General features: G+C 32.8%; 12 protein-coding genes. 7 read left to right on the top strand and 5 right to left on the bottom strand.

Features of this window, described 5'->3' with window-relative positions:
- The 5 genes from B2217_RS13170 to B2217_RS13190 all read right to left on the bottom strand — a co-directional run.
- Positions 1 to 708: cation:proton antiporter (locus B2217_RS13170; RefSeq protein WP_291122791.1), on the bottom strand; the 708-nt coding region annotated here is incomplete at its 3' end.
- Positions 709 to 844: 136 nt separating this feature from the next.
- Positions 845 to 5,878, bottom strand: a complete 5,034-nt coding sequence (locus tag B2217_RS13175; protein WP_291122793.1) for a DUF4132 domain-containing protein — start codon at positions 5,876 to 5,878, stop codon at positions 845 to 847.
- Between the two features lie 21 nt (positions 5,879 to 5,899).
- Positions 5,900 to 6,337 (bottom strand): hypothetical protein, encoded by a 438-nt coding sequence (locus B2217_RS13180; protein WP_291093500.1) that lies wholly within the window; start codon positions 6,335 to 6,337, stop codon positions 5,900 to 5,902.
- A 151-nt stretch (positions 6,338 to 6,488) separates the two neighbouring features.
- The gene (locus tag B2217_RS13185; protein ID WP_125350536.1) at positions 6,489 to 7,193 is read right to left on the bottom strand and encodes a class I SAM-dependent methyltransferase; all 705 of its coding nucleotides are present in this window, start codon (positions 7,191 to 7,193) and stop codon (positions 6,489 to 6,491) included.
- A 39-nt stretch (positions 7,194 to 7,232) separates the two neighbouring features.
- Positions 7,233 to 8,210, bottom strand: a complete 978-nt coding sequence (locus B2217_RS13190; RefSeq protein WP_291122795.1) for a YpdA family putative bacillithiol disulfide reductase — start codon at positions 8,208 to 8,210, stop codon at positions 7,233 to 7,235.
- Between the two features lie 143 nt (positions 8,211 to 8,353).
- Here B2217_RS13190 and B2217_RS13195 point away from each other — a divergent pair, with 143 nt between their 5' ends.
- From B2217_RS13195 to B2217_RS13225, 7 genes are all read left to right on the top strand, one after another.
- Complete coding sequence (locus tag B2217_RS13195) at positions 8,354 to 8,944, top strand: TetR/AcrR family transcriptional regulator (RefSeq protein WP_280037077.1); 591 nt, start codon at positions 8,354 to 8,356, stop codon at positions 8,942 to 8,944.
- 7 nt (positions 8,945 to 8,951) lie between these two features.
- Positions 8,952 to 10,265, top strand: a complete 1,314-nt coding sequence (locus B2217_RS13200; protein ID WP_219034224.1) for a TolC family protein — start codon at positions 8,952 to 8,954, stop codon at positions 10,263 to 10,265.
- A 12-nt stretch (positions 10,266 to 10,277) separates the two neighbouring features.
- Positions 10,278 to 11,348, top strand: coding sequence for an efflux RND transporter periplasmic adaptor subunit (locus B2217_RS13205; protein WP_114999782.1), 1,071 nt, complete (start codon positions 10,278 to 10,280; stop codon positions 11,346 to 11,348).
- Positions 11,349 to 11,361: 13 nt separating this feature from the next.
- Positions 11,362 to 14,538: an efflux RND transporter permease subunit gene (locus B2217_RS13210; protein WP_291122797.1), complete on the top strand. Its 3,177-nt coding sequence runs from the start codon at positions 11,362 to 11,364 to the stop codon at positions 14,536 to 14,538.
- A gap of 347 nt (positions 14,539 to 14,885) precedes the next feature.
- Positions 14,886 to 16,103 (top strand): site-specific integrase, encoded by a 1,218-nt coding sequence (locus B2217_RS13215; RefSeq protein WP_291122799.1) that lies wholly within the window; start codon positions 14,886 to 14,888, stop codon positions 16,101 to 16,103.
- Positions 16,104 to 16,203: 100 nt separating this feature from the next.
- A complete protein-coding gene (locus B2217_RS13220; RefSeq protein ID WP_291122801.1) occupies positions 16,204 to 16,806 on the top strand; it encodes a TetR/AcrR family transcriptional regulator in 603 nt (200 codons plus the stop codon).
- A gap of 54 nt (positions 16,807 to 16,860) precedes the next feature.
- Positions 16,861 to 18,144, top strand: a complete 1,284-nt coding sequence (locus B2217_RS13225; protein WP_291122803.1) for a TolC family protein — start codon at positions 16,861 to 16,863, stop codon at positions 18,142 to 18,144.

An 18,144-nucleotide genomic window follows, 5' to 3' on the forward strand; every position in this document is an offset into this window, starting at 1 on the left:
ATAAACCATTCCAAGACATAACCCAATTGAGATAATTAATAAGGTTTCATCATCTAAATAATTTTTGATAGAACGTAGAAAAGTTGGAATAATAAAGATTCCTCCAATAAACCATACCGCCAAAAAGAACCCTAATTTAACGAAAGAATTAATCATTTCTGCTCCGTTAAAATGCTGGCTAACCGCCATTGTAGAAAGCATAACCATCAATAAAATGACCACAATATCTTCTACAATTAAAATTCCGAAAACGACATTCGCGAATTTTTTTCGTTTTAAACCTAATTCATCAAACGCTCTAATAATAATGGTTGTAGAAGAACTGGCTAATAAACCGCCGAGGAAAATACTGTCCATTGTAGACCAATTCATAAATCGACCAACAAAATAACCAACGGTTACGATGCAAATAATTTCAACAATTGCAGTGATTGAGGCAGAGCCACCAACATTGAGCAATTTTTTGAAACTAAATTCTAATCCAAGACTAAAAAGCAGAAATATAACACCAATTTTCGCCCAAATCTCCACATTATGTTCTTCTGCAACGGACGGAATATATTCGAAATGTGGCCCAACCAAAAAACCAGCAATAATATAACCTAAAACAAGAGGTTGGTTGATACGTTTGAAAATAAGCGTCGTCACAGCGCCTACACATAGAATTAATCCAAGATCGGTAATGAGTTTTGGCAGGTGTTCTTCCATAAATTGCGTTTAATCTCCACTAATTTATGAATTTTTTAAAAGATAATTAATTGTTCAACTATTGATTAACTTTATATCATTATCAATTTTTTGTAAAAAGAAAAGCGAAGAGATAAAAACTCTTCGCTTTTTTTATTTAGTTTATTTCTCGTTTTATTTGACTTAAAATAGTTGGATCTTTTATTTCATTATCTTTTGCTAATAATAAAACTTTTGAGATGACTTCTGCAGATTTAGGATCATCATCAGCAAAAGGTAAAAATATTCGACCTCTATGTTGCGATTGCACAGGTAAAATAGATAAATACAAACCTGGTACTTGATGCACAACAGCGCTTCCTAAATGTACACTATATTCTGCCATTTCTCCTTTTATGTAAGCATGACTTCCTTTTGTTTCGACATTTTTCAGTTTGAATAATCGAGTCGTTTCATTTAATAAAACTGTTCGCATTTCAATTGTAGAATGACTTGCTTCAGGATCAACACCGCCAACATGAGCTACACTAACAACCAAATCAATGTCACGCATTACTTCCGAGAAAATTCGAGGGTTTATTTCTTCGAAAGGAATATTTTTATGTGTTTTTAATGAGTGAAATTCTATAGTTTCTAAAGTTGGACTTTCAACATCAGCTGGAGAAAACCAATCTGCCAAAGCATATAGCTTAACTTGATAACCTTCTTTGTGAAAAACCTTTTGCAAACCTTCTTCGTAATCAACTTTCCAACCACGAGTTTTTAATAAAGCCAATGTTTGTTTTGGTTGAACTTGATGTCCTGCATAACGACGAGAAATAGATTTCTCCTTCAGTTCATCTGCTGTAGGAATATATAATTCTCTAAAAATTTGTTTAAAAGGTTGCTTTAATTTTTGATCAAAACAATAATGTTGATAATCAATCCAAACAGAATTTTGATGTAAATCATAACAATGAGCAATTCGGAACATTTCTGTAGAATCAATAGATTGTAAATCCCCTTTTGCGTCTTTTAATTGTCCGTTTAGATAAAAACCAATTGTATTTTTGCTTGAAATAAAAACTAATTTCTCTAAATGTTTTGAAATGATTGGATGCGAAAATAAATTTTCAATTTCTGAAAATAAAAATTCATCTCCACGAATCATCGCTTCTTCTAATCCTTTTCTCGAACGAGTAAATTGTTCTCGCAATGTTTTACGATAATTAGTAAGTTCTACAACTGCTTTGTTTTTTTTCAATTTTGGAGGAATCGATTTTAATTGTTTATCACCTTTAAAAGTTACCAAATCTGCTTTTCCGTCTTCATCAATAATCAAACCTATTGTTGTACCATCAATTTCGACTTGTGTATCTTTTGATAAAATTTGCTGAACCTGTTGAGATTCCATTGCCCAAGTTAAACGAATAGGATCTGGATAACCTGCATTTCTTGCCAAGTTTTCTAAAGCAACTCGCAAAGCTAAAGCTTCGCTTGTTTGTTTCATCGATCCGAATTCTCTACTTTCTTTTTTGAATTGTTGTAAATATTCATAGCGCGATAAAACATCTTTTTCTGCATTTGTTTTGCTCAATGGAACCAAACCGTAAACACGCAAATAATCTTGATCTCGTTTATCTTTTACTTTGGCTGTAACTTCTCTAATTTTTAAATCTCCTGTCAAAGTATCTGCATAAAGTCTTGCTCTACGATGTCCATTTCCGTCAGTAATATATTTCGCAGCTTCGTACAAAATTTCCCAACGCGATTTTCCTAATTCTTTATATGCTTTTGTAAACCAATCTTTGTCAACCGCTCCATCTTTGAAATCTTGAATATCAATTGAGGAATATTTTGCAACTTCACTTTCTAATTCAGCATTTTCAGCTTGATAGCCAGATGTTTTTGTATGTGCATGCATCCACCAAATCGCGGCGTCTAAACCTTTCCAGTCTAAATAATTACTAACTAATTTTTGCCATTGAGGAGCATAAACAGAAGCTTCTATTAAACGACTTTCTGAAATTTTAGCTTTCTTTACTAATTGATTGAATTCTTCTTGCGTATCAGTTTCTAGTGGTAAACATCGTTTGATTAAGAAACTAAATAATTTCTGTTTTGTAACATCTGTATAACGCCAAGAATAAATGTATCCTTTGAAAAGTTTAGCTTTTCCGAGTTTATCTAAAATTTCAACAAAACGATTTATTCCATAAATATGCTCAAAACTTTGAACAAATTGAGTGACATTTGTATTAGAATCTCCACGTTTTAGTTCGACATCTAAAAATTTTTCTCGAATATTTTCAATCATTTCAGTTAAGAAAGGAAAATCTTCTTGCATGGTTTTACTTCCTTGGTAGCGATAATTTTTTCGATCACTTGTGATTTCATTGATACGATCAGGATCTAGAATTCCTTCGTACATTTCATCTTTTGTGATGAATTTATTTTGGTAAGCCAAACAATAAATATAAAGTGGCGGTTTATTAAATTTTATATTTTCTTCTAAACCATTGTATTGACGCCATCTGTAGATATTCCATACTTTTTGGACATCATCTTTTTCTAGATTGATAAGGTTTATTTTGTTCAGAAAAATATCAAAAAAGCGTTCGTTTTGCCAACCGTTTCCAAATTCTTCGTTGTAATAATAATTGTTTTTATCTCTTTTACTTTGATAATTAATAACGTCTTTTGGTAAGGCAGAAAACAATTGAATTGTCCCATCAATCACGAAATTATTAGCATCTTCAAACGGGAATTTTTCTTGAAGAATAAACAAAATCGATTTTAAAGGATTGTTCCAATAATAATCAGTTTTTAAAGGGTTTGGAATTTTTCCTTTGTTATAGAACACATAATTTTCTAAAATAGTTCGCCAAACTTTTCGGTCGCATTCTTCTTCCATCGTCAATAAATAAAGATCGATAGGTGTTAACTTGCTATCTAAATACCATTTTTCCCAAGTTTCGTGTAACGGATAATTTGCAAATTTTTCGTCAGCAGTTAAGTTTTGAGTATTTCGTTTCAAAGGATTAAAACTATTTCCCAACAAATCTGTAATTACGCTATTGTTCCAATCTTCATACTCATATTCGTAATCTTTATTTTGAAGATAAAGATCTTTTAATTGTTCTAAATTCTTAACAATTTCGTTTTCAGATTTTAAAAAACCGTATTTATTCTTCTTTGTATGTTTCAAATAAACCGAATCTTTATCCAATTTCGGTAATTCGAACGGCGTAATATTAGTTGGATTGTAAATTCCAAAACCATTTTCTATAGATAAAATATCATTAGAACTTTTTGGATCTAATTGTTTTAAAAGAATAGTTTCTTTTTCAGTGATTTTTTTGCGCTCGTTAAAAGAACTGACAGTTTGTTTTACAAAATCAGTAGCACGTTTCTCTTTGTTTAATTGTAACAAAATGTCTAATCCCGCCAAACGCTGTTCAGCATCACCTTTTTCAATTAAATTTTGCGTAAAAGTTGAAATGATTTCATCATTTTGAAGAAGAATTAATTGAATTAAATGTTTGCGAAGATTGGCACCTTTTCGTTTAAATAAATCTTGAATCGATTCAATTTCTTGTTGATTTAATTCTGTATGTTTCAACGTATTCAATGAAGAAGCAACAACACTTTCACCTCGATCTTTAATCGTTTTTAAGGCAAATTCACGCTGAAAATCAGAAACCTTTTTTGTTGATTTTTTCTGATCCATATAATAATATGAATAACTGTAAAAATCTTTTAAAACCAAACGCGTTAAAGATTCGCGTAACGAAAGACTTAATTGATCAAATTTAGCTAAAATTCGTTCAAGTTTTGTTTGGTCTTCTCCAATTAAATTAATCGCAACTGAATATAAATCGTCTTTAGAGAATTTTGTATTTAACCAAGAAAATACTTTTCCTTCGAATGTTTTTTCCTTTTCTTGAATTGTTTCTGCAAGATGTAAAACTTTATCAAAAAGACCGATTAAAGTGTCATCGTTAGGAAATTTGAATGATGAAGTTACAGAAATCATTCGTGGTAAAAAGAAAGAGAAAACTTGTAAATTAACTTCGTCTAAAGCTTTATTATAAAGCCTTATTTCTTTTTCGTAAATAGAAGTTTCGCTTGCAAATTTTAAAGCCAGACATTTCTTTTCAATTGTTCCTTTCTCAAGTAATTTATCTAGATAGTTTAATGAAATATCAATATCTGTTACACCTTGCGACCAAAGCGCCATATAAACTTCGTTGTTATTTTTACTTTCTATTCCTTTTTCTATGGTTTCAGGATGAGTCCAAAATAGATCAGCAAAAGCTAAGATATTACGAATTGTGGTTTCTTTTTCTGCTTCCCAACCTAAGCCTGTCCACGTATCTACAGCGCGAACAACAGAAGAAAAGCGAGCTAATTTTTCATTAATAATAACTTTTATCAACGATTGTAATGCGCCTATACTTGTTTCGTCTAACGTTTCGAGAATTGTTTGTCGCAAACCTTCTTGTCGTTGTGCAGAAAGCAAAAGTTTTTCAACCAATTCCCACGCTTCAGGTTTATGAGAATTTAATAATGCTTTGATAATATTTCGCGAAACTTTTCCTATAGGATCTTTTCCATAAATAATATCTTCCATTAATTGATAAATCTGTTGATTTCCTTGGTCAATCATTTCAGACCAAATCAATGTGTAACTATCATTAATACCGATGTCAGAAGAATGTCTAATTTGCTCAACAATTGGTAAATCATAGTATTTATAGCCTTCGGAAGTGTATTGAGAAGGTTTTGTCAATAAATTTCGTAGAAAATTGATCTGCTTGACAAGAATGTAATCTTTTTGATTCGGCGCTCGAAAAGATCGTCTGTAATATCCCGATTGGTAAATATGTTGAGACATTTTATTCCAACTATTTTTTACATAAGGAGCCAATTCTTCACCATAAAAAAGTTCTAATAATTTATAGTATTTTTTATCTTCCCAGATATTGTCAGAAATTAATTCTTTTAATTTGAAAAATTGTTTGGTTCCGTAATCAATTTCTGAGTAATAATCCGTGTTACCTTTTAGAATTAATAATCCTAATTCGGCAACTTCTTTTTTGATTGATTTGGGTAAAAGAGAAAGTTCTGCAGATTTTTTTAATTTTTTTTCAAGCTCTTGCGTTTTGTTTTTTGTCTCAAATGGAGTCAAAATTTCAATAAGTGTAGGCATATGTTTTGAGTTTTGTTCGTTCTACCAGTAACTTCCAGCAAGGAAAGTAAGTCGTATAAATGTAAAAGATTGATTTGATGTTAATGAAACTTCTTCAGCTAAATCTTCGATTTGTTCTTCTCCTAAGAAAATCGCAAACATTCCGTCTTCAAAAGCTTGTCTTGCGGTTTCTTGTGCTTTGGATAAATCAGCTTTGTTTTCGTTATAAATACTAGAAAAACCTACTTTACCTGATTCAATTAAAAGTGGTAAATAGTTTTCTTTAGGAAGTTTTTCTGTATCAATATCTTCTTTTTCTATCGGTTTTTGATTGTATTCTTCAACTTGTTGTTGAACTATAAAATCAAGAAGTTCATACACAGAAATTGTATCTTTTGCTGTATTAAGTTGTATAGGTAATTCGGCAAGAATTGGATGTTTTTTGCCCAATTGTTTCACATTGACGTGAATAGTTTTCATATAAGTTTGTGTTAGTATGAGTTTTCTAAAATTAATAAAAATAAACTTTTAGAAAAATTAAACTTTTGCTAAAATTAGTTAATATTTAACACAAAAAAACTCACTAATTCTGATGAATTAATGAGTTTGTATTTATTATCGAAACGATATTTTACAAAGTGATTTTTGCTAAATAAGAATCTCCTTCGGTTTTTATTTTTGTACATTTTAGTTGATGATATTCGCACGCATTTTTTAGTGTATCAAAATCCAAATACAACCATTGAATAGGTTCTTCTTGTTCGCCTTTATAATGAACCGTAAAATCTAATTCGCCATAATAATTTCCATTACTTGGAATCCATTTTCCACCATCTTCGTCTTCATCAAACATATAAATAATGTCAGTTCCATCAATCAAAACTTGACCATTTTCGGTTAATAAATTTTTGATTTTATCCAAGAAAACATTAATTAAAACTAAATTCTGAAAAATCCCAGTTCCGTTCATCAAAAATAGAATCGTATCAAATTTCTCAGCTTCATTGATTTCAAGGAAATTCTGAACTTTTGCATTGTTGATTCCTCTCAATAAACAAGCTTCAATCGCTTTCGGAGAAATATCAATTGCTAAAACATCCAACCCTTTTTCTTGCAAATAAAGTGAATGAGAACCCGCTCCACAACCAACATCTAAGATTTTTCCTTTTGATAAATCCAATGCTTTTTGCTCCAAAATTGGCATGTCATCATAATCTCTAAAAAGATAATCAATTGGCATCACATCCAACTCAGAAATTGATGTTTCGGTATAGAGATCTTCGGGCGAATGATTGGTTTGATAATCTAAAATTGCCTGTCCGAAAAGGTCTTTCATGTTATTTTTATTTTTATGTTCTGATTAATACAGAAACTTTTATTTATTATTTTTTGCTAAAATTGCCTCAATAATTTGCTGTGCATGTACGCGCGAATTTTCAATAAACCAAATATTTGTCAACATACCACCACAAACAACGCCTGCCAAATATAAACCATCCACATTTGTTTCCATTGTTTCGGGATTATAAGTTGGCGTTTTCAATTCATCATCACTGAAAGTTATTCCACAGTTCTCCAAAAAATTGAAATTTGGATGATAACCAGTTAAAGCTAAAACGGTATCATTTTCAATTGAAATATCACCTTCTGGTGTTTTGATATGAACTTGATTTTCGTCAATAGAAGTAATATTCGAGTTGAAATAAGCTTTGATACTTCCTTCTGCAATTCGATTTTCGATATCAGGACGAACCCAATATTTTAGTCGATGCGTAAAACCTTCGCCACGAATCACCATTGTTACATTGGCACCTTTTCGATAACATTCTAAAGCTGCATCAACAGAAGAATTATTCGCTCCAACAACCACTACGTTCTGAAAAGAATAAGGGTGAGCTTCCTTGTAATAATGATGAACTTTTGGCAAATTTTCACCTTCAATATTCATTAAGTTTGGAATGTCATAAAAACCAGTTGCAAGGACTATATTGTTAGTTGAATAGTTATTTTTTGATGTTTTAACTTCGAAATGATTTGTTTCAACTTTATTAATCGTTTCAACTTCTTCGTATAGATTTAGATTGAATTTGAAATATTTATGAATGTTTCGATAATATTCTAACGCCTCTTGTCGACCAGGTTTTGGCGCAATACAATTGAACGGAATTTCTCCAATTTCTAATCGTTCGGCAGTCGAAAAAAATGTCATATACAAAGGATAGTTGTACAAACTATTTGTTAAAGCACCTTTTTCAATAATTAAATAAGAAAGATTGTTTCTTTTCGCTTCTATTGCACAAGCCAAACCAATTGGCCCAGCACCTACAATTATCAAATCATATTGTTCTTTCATCAAGCAAATTTACGGATAATCAGTTCGGTAATCTTTATGATTTTCTTCAATTTTTTTAAAAATAATGTTTAACTATTTGGATTAACGAAATATATTAATAATTTTGTTTGACAATTTTGTCAAAATAAAAAAGCCGCACAGATATGAAAGACGATACAGAAGAATTGATCAAAGAAACAGCGAAAAGAATGTTTTTTGGTGAAGGTAGATTTCATGCAACAACGCAAGAAATAGCTGATGAAGCGAAAGTGAATAGAACGATGATTAATTATTATTTCAGATCGCGAAACAATTTAATTAGTATTATTTACGAAGAAGCTACGCGAGTAAGTAATGAAAAATCGCGTGCTATTTTTGATAGAAATCGTGATATCAAAGAAATGATTGGCGAATTTATAGAGGATTCTATTGCAACATCAATCAAGTATCCATATTTGGAAACTTACATCGTTACCGAAATGAATAAAAATAATACAATGTGTTCTAAGTTAATGAAAGATGATTTAGATGTAGTTGTAAATGTTTTTTACGAAAGATTAGAGGAAGAAATGGAAAAAGGAACGATTAAAAAGATGGAGCCACTTCAGTTTTTGTTAAACATGATTTCATTGGTTAATTATCCATTTACAATTCGTCCGCTACTTCAATTGGATTTGAAATTGAGCGACGAAGATTTCAAACGTATTCTTTCTGATCGAAAAGAAATTATTCTCAATACACTTTTTAATAATTAATATATCAATGAAAAGGTTAAAACAATTACTTTCTATAGCGATTGTAGCGTTGATGAGTTCTGCTAATGCCCAAGAAATTATTGCACTTAAAGATGCAGTAAATTTTGCATTAGAAAATAAAGCTGATGCTAAACGTGCGAATTTGGCTATCAAAAAAGCAGAATATAAAATTGATGAAGCTAGAGCAGGAGCTTTGCCACAGGTTAGTGCAAATGCAGGATTACAGTATAATCCAATTGTGCAAGAAACTGCACTGACAATGGGAGGGCAAACAACTATCATTAAAATGGGACAACCATGGAATTCGAGTTTGGGAGTTACGGTTAATCAAAATATTTTTGATCAGCGTGTTTTTACAGGACTTAAAGCAGCAAAATCTACACGTGAATTTTACCAAATTAATGCGGATTTAACAGATGAACAAATTATAGAGCGAGTAGCGAATGCGTATTATCAAGTTTTTATTCAAGAAGAGAAATTAAAAACAATTGATAAAAGTTACGAAAACACGAATAAAGTTCGCAATGTTATCAAAAGTTTAGTGGATAATGGATTGGCAAAGCCTATTGATTTAGACCGAATAGTTGTACAATTAAATAACATATCTTCATCTCGCCAACAATTGGTAAATGCAGTAGAAATTAACAAGAATGCATTGAAATTTTATATGGGTTATCCAATAGAACAGCCAATTACGTTGACAGAAGAAACAATCACACCGAATTTAGTTTTGTTAGAAGATCAAATTAATGTAGAAAATAGAACAGAATTTAAAGTATTGTCAAAACAAAAAGAATTGTTAGGTTTTGCAAAAGAAGCTGAACGTGCAAATCTTTATCCAACTGTTGGTTTGGCTGGTAATTATGGATTGCAAGGTTTTGGTGAAAAATTTATTACTTCAAAAACTTATACATGGTCAGATTTAGCTTCGATTGGCTTGAGTGTAAAAGTTCCGATTTTTTCTGGAGGAGCTACAAAAGCAAAAATAAATCAAGCTGAAATTGATTTGTTGGATATCGAAGAACAAATGAATGACACAAAACTTGGTTTGAGTTTGGAATATCAAAATGCAAAAGCGCAAATAGAAAATGCGTTAAAAAGTGTCGATATTCAAGAAGAAAATGTATCGTTGGCAGAAAAAGTACTTGCAAATACACAAAATAATTACCAACAAGGTTTAGCTAATTTGACAGAAATTTTAGACGCTGAAAATGCGTTGACAGATGCTAGAAATAATTACTCAAATGCTTTGTTAGAATATAAAATTGCCGAAATCGCATTAATCAAAGCAAAAGGAGATTTAAAAATATTAATTCAATAATAGAACCGATTTATGAAATCAGTAAAAACTTTACTTTATATATTAATTGCTGCTGGCTTGATTGGTGGAGCAGTTTACATCATCAAAAATAACAAAGCGAAGCAAGAAGAGGAAGTTGCGATTGTAAATGCTAGTAACGATGAGGTTGTGGTAAATACAATTAAAGCAAAATACGAAAGCTTAAATACAGATTATACGTCAAACGGAACGTTTGCGCCATTTCAGGAAATGAGTTTTCCTTCAGAAATTTCAGGAAGAATTGTTCGTGTATTGGTAGATGAAGGTAGTTATGTTTCTGTTGGACAAACATTGGCGACGATTAAAAAAGATGCAATTGAGGTTGATGTAACTCAAGCACAAAATAATCTTCAAAATGCGATTATAGATAATCAACGTTACGAAAATGCGTACAAAACTGGAGGAGTAACAAAGCAACAATTAGATAATTCGCGTTTGCAATTAAAAAATGCAAGAGCAGCGGTTTCTGCACAAAATTTACGTGTTCGTGATACCAATGTAAAAGCAACTATTTCTGGTGTGATTAACAAGCGTTACATAGAGCCAGGATCTGTAGTAGCACCAGGTTCTCAAATGTTTGATATTGTAAATGTATCAAAATTAAAATTACAAGTTACAGTAACAGAAGCTGAGGTTGTCAATCTTAAAGTTGGTCAAACCATCAAAGTGTTGGCGAGTGTTTTTCCAGATCAAGAATTTGCAGGAAAAATTTCTTTTATCGCACCTAAAGCAGATGCTTCATTAAATTTTCCTGTGGAAATTCAAGTTTCAAATAATTCTGGTTTAAAAGCTGGTATGTATGGAACGGCAGTTTTCTCTACAAAAGATGATGTTAATGCAGGGAAAAATGTATTAGTTGTTCCTGCGAATGCGTTTGTGAACGGAATTAGTTCTGGACAAGTTTTCGTGGTTGAAAATAATACAGCAAAATTAACGAAAGTTGTGATTGGGAAAACGGTTGGAACTGAAGTTGAAATTATCAGCGGATTAAAAGATGGAGCTGAAATCGTAACAAGTGGTCAGATTAATCTGAAAGATGGAACGAAAGTGAAAGTTGTAAAATAAGAGTAGTTTTTCCATGAAAATAGCAGAAATATCAATTAAACGACCTACAATGATTATCGTGTTATTCACGATTTTGACTTTGGGAGGATTGTTTAGTTATACGCAAATGGGATACGAATTAATCCCAAAATTTGAAACGAATGTCGTTACGATTTCAACAGTTTATCCTGGAGCTTCTCCAAACGAAGTTGAAAATTCTGTAACCAAAAAGATAGAGGATGCGGTTGCAGCCTTAGAAAATGTAAAGAAAGTAGAATCGAAATCATACGAAAGTTTATCGGTTGTAATGGTGACGTTGAATTCTGATGCAAATGCAGATTTAGCGTTGAATGATGCGCAACGTAAGATTAATGCCATTGAGAAAGATTTACCTGATGATGTAGATCCGCCTTCTTTGACGAAATTCTCGTTAAGTGATTTACCAATTATTACAGCTGGTGTAACGTCTGATAAGTTGACAGAAAAAGATTTGTATGATTTGTTAGATAAAAAAATAGAACCAGTTTTATCGCGTGTGACAGGTGTTGCGCAAGTAAATTTGATTGGAGGACAAGAACGTGAAATTCAGGTAAGTTTAGATCCTGTGAAATTGAAAGGTTATGGATTATCTGTGCCTCAAGTTCAGCAAGCAATCTTAACTTCGAATTTAGATTTCCCAACAGGAAGTGTAAAAACACGTGAAAACTCTACAATTATTCGTCTTTCTGGAAAATATAAATCAGTTGATGAATTAAATAATTTGGTAATTTCTTCGAATAATGGAATTCAAGTTCGTTTATCGGAAGTTGCTTTTGTGCAAGATTCTCAAAAAGAAGTAGAAAAAATTGCACGTGTTAATCAGAGTTCAGCGATTATTGTTCAGGTTGTAAAACAATCAGATGCAAATGCGGTTGCAGTTTCTGAATTGATGAAAGAAACCATCAAAAAAGTTGAAACAGATTATAAGAAAGAAGGACTTAAAATTCAGATTGTAAATGATACGTCTGATTTTACATTGGCTGCGGCAGATCACGTTATTTTCGATTTAGTTTTAGCAGTTGTTTTAGTTGCAATTGTAATGCTTTTATTTTTACATAGTATTCGTAATGCTTTTATTGTAATGGTTTCTATTCCAGCATCGTTAATTGCGACTTTTATCGGAATGTACTTAATGGGGTATACCTTAAACTTGATGTCGTTACTTGGTTTATCGCTTGTTGTAGGGATTTTAGTGGATGATGCTATCGTTGTTTTAGAGAATATTTACCGTCACATGGAGATGGGAAAATCGAAAATTAGAGCATCATACGATGGGGCAAAAGAAATTGGATTTACAGTAACAGCTATTACGTTGGTAATTGTCGTGGTATTCTTACCAATTGCAATGAGTACAGGTTTGGTGGCGAATATTATTGCACAGTTTTGTGTGACAGTCGTTATCGCAACCTTACTATCCTTATTGTCGTCATTTACAATTGTTCCTTGGTTGTCTTCTCGTTTCGGGAAATTAGAACATATCACAGGGAAAAATATTTTTGAGAAATTTATTCTTTGGTTCGAAAAACAATTAATGAAATTTACCCACTTCATTTCTGATATGTTAGAATGGTGTTTAAAATCTACCGTTCGTAGAATTGGAGTTTTTATTGGGGTATTTATCGTTTTATTTGCAGTTATTGGAGTTTTAATGGGAGGAAAATATATTGGTGGTGAATTCTTCCCTAAAACAGATAAAGGTGAATTCTTAGTTCAAATAGAGTTACCAAAAGATGCAACAATAGAGGAATCAAATTTTATGACGCAAAAAGCAGAAAAATTTTTACGTGGTAAAAAAGAAGTTGTTGATATGATTACAACTGTTGGTCAAAGTTCTGAAGGATTTGGAGCAGCACAAGCAACAGCTTATAAAGCAGAAATAGACGTTATTTTAAATGATAAATCAGAGCGTGAAGACAATTCATTTATTTATGCGGCAAAAGTAAAACGCGATTTAGAAAAAGAATTAGTTGGTGCTAAGGTTAAAACTGTTCCAGTTGGTTTAATTGGAGCGGAACAAGCGCCAATAGCGTTGGTTGTGACAGGTCCAAATTTAGAAAGCGCCATGAAATTTGCTGAATTAGCAAAACACGAATTAGAGCAAATTAAGGGTTCTTCGGAAGTGAAATTAACGACAGAAGCCGGAAATCCTGAAATTAATGTGCAAGTTGACCGTGATAAAATGTCAGCCTTAGGATTGAATTTACAAACAGTTGGTTTGACGATGCAAACTGCTTTCTCTGGAAATACAGATGGTAAATTTAGAGCGGGTGAATACGAATATGATATTAATATTCAGTACAATGATTTTAATCGTTCGAATATCGATGATGTTCGTAGTTTGATATTTGTGAATGATAAAGGACAACAAATTCGATTAGATCAATTTGCAACGGTTACGCAAAGTTCAGGTCCAAGTTTCTTAGAACGTCGCGATAAAACACCTTCTGTAACGGTTCAGGCGCAATCGGTTGGTCGTACAACGGGTGATATTGTAACTGATTTTAAGAATAGTTTGACAAAAATTGATGCTAAAAAACCAACTGGTGTTTCATATGTTTGGGGTGGAGATGAAGAAAATCAATCCGAAGGTTTTGGTACTTTAGGTTATGCATTATTGGCCGCAATTATCTTGGTTTACTTGGTAATGGTTGCTTTGTACGACTCGTTTATTTATCCTTTCGTGGTATTATTTTCGATTCCATTATCATTAATCGGAGTTTTCGTGATTTTAGCATTAACAAATAATTCATTGAATATTTTTACGATTCTCGGAATGATTATGTTGATTGGTTTGGTGTGTAAAAATGCCATTTTATTGGTCGATTTTACCAATCACCGAAAAGAAGCTGGTGAAACGACACACAATGCTTTAGTGCAAGCTAATCATGCGCGTCTTCGTCCAATTTTGATGACAACAATTGCGATGGTTTTCGGGATGATTCCAATTGCCTTAGCAAAAGGAGCAGGAGCGGAGATGAACAACGGTTTGGCGTGGGTAATTATTGGTGGTTTAGTGTCATCATTATTCCTAACCTTAATTATTGTTCCTGTGGTTTATTCATTGTTCGATAGTGCAATTCGTCGTTTCTCAAAAGGAGAAAAAGTAGATTATGAAGCAGAGATGGTTGCAGATTATGAAGCAAGACAAATAAAAGAAGAATGGGAAGAGTAATCTTTCAGTTTTATTATTTTAATTGAGATATAAAAAAATCCTTGTCAAAGTTCTGAACCTTGACAAGGTTTTTTATTTGGTTGAAATTGTTATTTTACTAATGCGATGTTATTAAAAGTATTAAATCGTATGTCACCTTTTGCACTCAAAAACATAATTATCAATAAGTTATAAAATGATAAAGAACAAAATAATGCAGGATAAAGCAATGAAAAGTTAGGTTTGTTGTACCAAATGTTGTATCTTTGTATCAGGTTGCACCGCTTTGAAATAGCTGATTTATAAAGGGTTTCATTGGTTTGCACTCGATTGTTTCTTTTAGTACAACAAATATAATACTTTTTCTTATGGCTTCGATAAAATTAGTACTTCGGACAAATCAGGAAGATAAAACAGGTCATAGCCCTTTGTATATAAGGGTTATAAAGGACAGGAAAGCCAAATTTGTAGCTACAGGCGTAAAGCTGAAACGCAACGAATGGGACGATGACAAGCAAAAGGTAAAGAAGAACCACGCCAATAGTGCCAGAATGAACGCCTTTCTTTCTCAAAAGATAGCAGATGCAGAGGGAACTATTGCAGACCACGAACGCAAACGCAAATCCGTATCAGCCCGAAAACTCAAAGAAGCCATAAAAGGTAAGGATATGGCAAACTTTTTTGAATATGCCTACAACCGTTGCGAGCGTATCAAGGGAACGGTATCGGTTGCTACTTACAAAAACTACAAACAGTACGTTGCTAAGTTTGAAAAATTCATCGGACACAGAGATGTGTATTTTGATGATATAACCGTTACGATGCTGAAAGATTATATCAATTATATGTCCAATACCTTGAAGAATGGAGCGACCACCATACACTATTCATTATTGATTTTATCCGTAATGTTTCGTGATGCACAAAGGGAAGATGTGATAGAAGAAAACATTTACCCATTCTCAAAAGTGAGGGTAAAAAAATCCGAGAGCAAACGCTTGTTCCTGAATAAAGAACAGATAGAGAAATTACGCACTTTAAAAATTGAATATACAGGCAAAGATGAAGTATTTCGGGATATGTTCATTTTTTCGGTGTATGCAGGTGGTTTGCGTTTCAGTGATGTCGTTAGTCTGAAATGGAAAGACTATAATGAGAAAGAACAACGCATTACCAAGACTATTCGCAAAACAGGGAGAACTCACAATTTTAAAATCGGTCAGATTGCAATAGATATCCTGAACCAATACAAAACAGCCATATCGCAACCAAGTGATTTTGTTTTTCCGATATTGGAAGATGTAGAGAGGTTTGATGCCGATACCGAGTACCAGGCACATATCATCAATGCAAAAAATATTCTATGCGGTCAGAAATTGCGTAGGTTGGGTAAAGATATGGAATTGCCGTTTACGCTTTCTTTTCATTTAAGTCGTCATACATTCGCTACTAATGCGTTAAACAATGGTATGCGTATAGAATATGTTTCAAAGCTGTTAGACCATTCAGACATCGGTATTACGCAGATTTACGCCAAAGTAATCAGTGAGGAATTGGATAATGCAGTAGATAAGTATATCAACTAATGTTCCTTATTTTTTACTATTTTTAATCAAATGATTAAAATGTTTGGTTAAATCAAAATTTGTTTTTTACATTTGTACCCGAAAAGCATATTGGAGCAAAATGGCGAAAAGTAAAGAACCAAAAAACATAGACACTACAACCGAAGATAAATTAATAGAGGCGGCTCGTAAAGTCTTTACCCAGAAAGGGTATGCAGCTACGCGTACCCGCGATATTGCCGAAGAAGCCGGAATAAATCTGGCATTGCTCAATTATTATTTCAGAAGTAAAGAAAAGTTGTTTCAACTGGTAATGGCAGAGAAACTGCAACAGCTATTTAGTGTGGTGCTTGCGATTGTCAATAATGACGAACTTACATTGGGACAGAAGTTGGAAAGACTTGCCGAGAATTATATTAATCTGTTAATAAATAATCCTGATTTGCCCTTGTTTGTCATAAGTGAGATTAAAGCTAATCCGGAAGGATTTAAAGATAGATTACAAGTACAGCATATCCTGAAAAACTCTTCCCTTGTCCGTCAAATACGGGAGAAAAGACCTGATGTAGAGCCTGTACATTTTATTGTTTCACTTTTAGGTATGACAATTTTCCCTTTTGTGGCTAAGCCTATTTTATTTTCAGACGACAAAAATTTTAATATCCTGATGGAAGAAAGAAAAAACTTGGTTGCAAAATGGGCTAAAGTCATTCTGGAAACGTAGTATATTTTTTTGTCCCAAAATTAATCAAATGATTAAAACAAAATAATTAAAATTATGATTAGAAAAACGATATGCAAGCAAATAATATTAGCTATCAGCTGTTGGCTAATAGCTAATAGCCCTGCCATTGCTCAAAATGCAAAGTCACTCACTTTGGAAGACTGTTATCAGCTTGCAGAAAGCAATTATCCCTTGGTCAAGCAATACGCTCTTATTGATAAAACAAAGGAGTACTCTATCCTCAATGCTTCAAAAGGGAGTTTGCCGCAATTTCAGATTGCGGGGCAAGCCACCTACCAATCCGATGTTACGCAAATCCCGATTTCATTGCCCAATATTGATATTCCTACGATGAACAAAGACCAGTACAAGCTGTATGGCGAAGTTTCGCAACCCATTACAGACCTGTTTACAGTCAAACATCAAAAGGAACTTATCAATGCAAATATGGTTGTGGAACAACAAAAAATCGAGGTGGAACTCTACAAACTGAAAGAACGTATCAATCAGTTGTATTTCGGCATTCTTCTGATTGATGCACAGTTGACCCAAACCGAAATCTTAAAAAAAGACATCCATTCGGGAATAAACAAAAATAAAGTAGCCATAGAAAACGGAATTGCTCTAAAAAGCAGTGCCGATGTTCTAAAAGCGGAATTGCTGAAAGCCGACCAACGTACTATTGAACTGAAAGCGACACGAAAAGGCTATACGGATATGCTTTCACTTTTCATCAACCAAACCATTGATGAAAACACGCTGTTAGAAAAGCCCCACACTGCTTTGTTGGCTACAGAAATCAATCGTCCTGAATTAAAATTGTTTGACGTACAAAAGAAAACTTTTGATGTTCAGAACAAACTCATCAACGACAGAACTCTGCCACGCTTCAGCCTTTTTTTACAAGGTGGTTACGGCAGACCGGGACTGAATATGCTGAACAATGATTTTGATTTGTATTATATAGGCGGTGTACGCCTGACTTGGAACATAACCAGTTTTTATACCCGGAAACAAGACAAACAATTGTTGTTGCTCAATCAGAATGCTTTGGATGTACAAAAAGAAACGTTCCTGTTCAATACCAGTCTTACACTCAAACAGCAGAACAATGAAATTGTAAAACTGGAGGAACTCATACAGACCGACAGCGATATTATCCGGTTGAGGGAAAATGTAAAACTGTCTGCACAGAACCAATTGGAATACGGTACGGCAACCACTAACGATTATCTCACTTACATCAATGCGGAAGACCAGGCAAAGCAAAATCTGATTTTACACGAAATACAGCTTTTAATGGCTCAGTATAATTTCAAAACAACTTCGGGGAATTAA

The organism is Empedobacter sp. UBA7620 (genome assembly GCF_002484185.1).
GTDB lineage: Bacteria > Bacteroidota > Bacteroidia > Flavobacteriales > Weeksellaceae > Empedobacter > Empedobacter falsenii_C.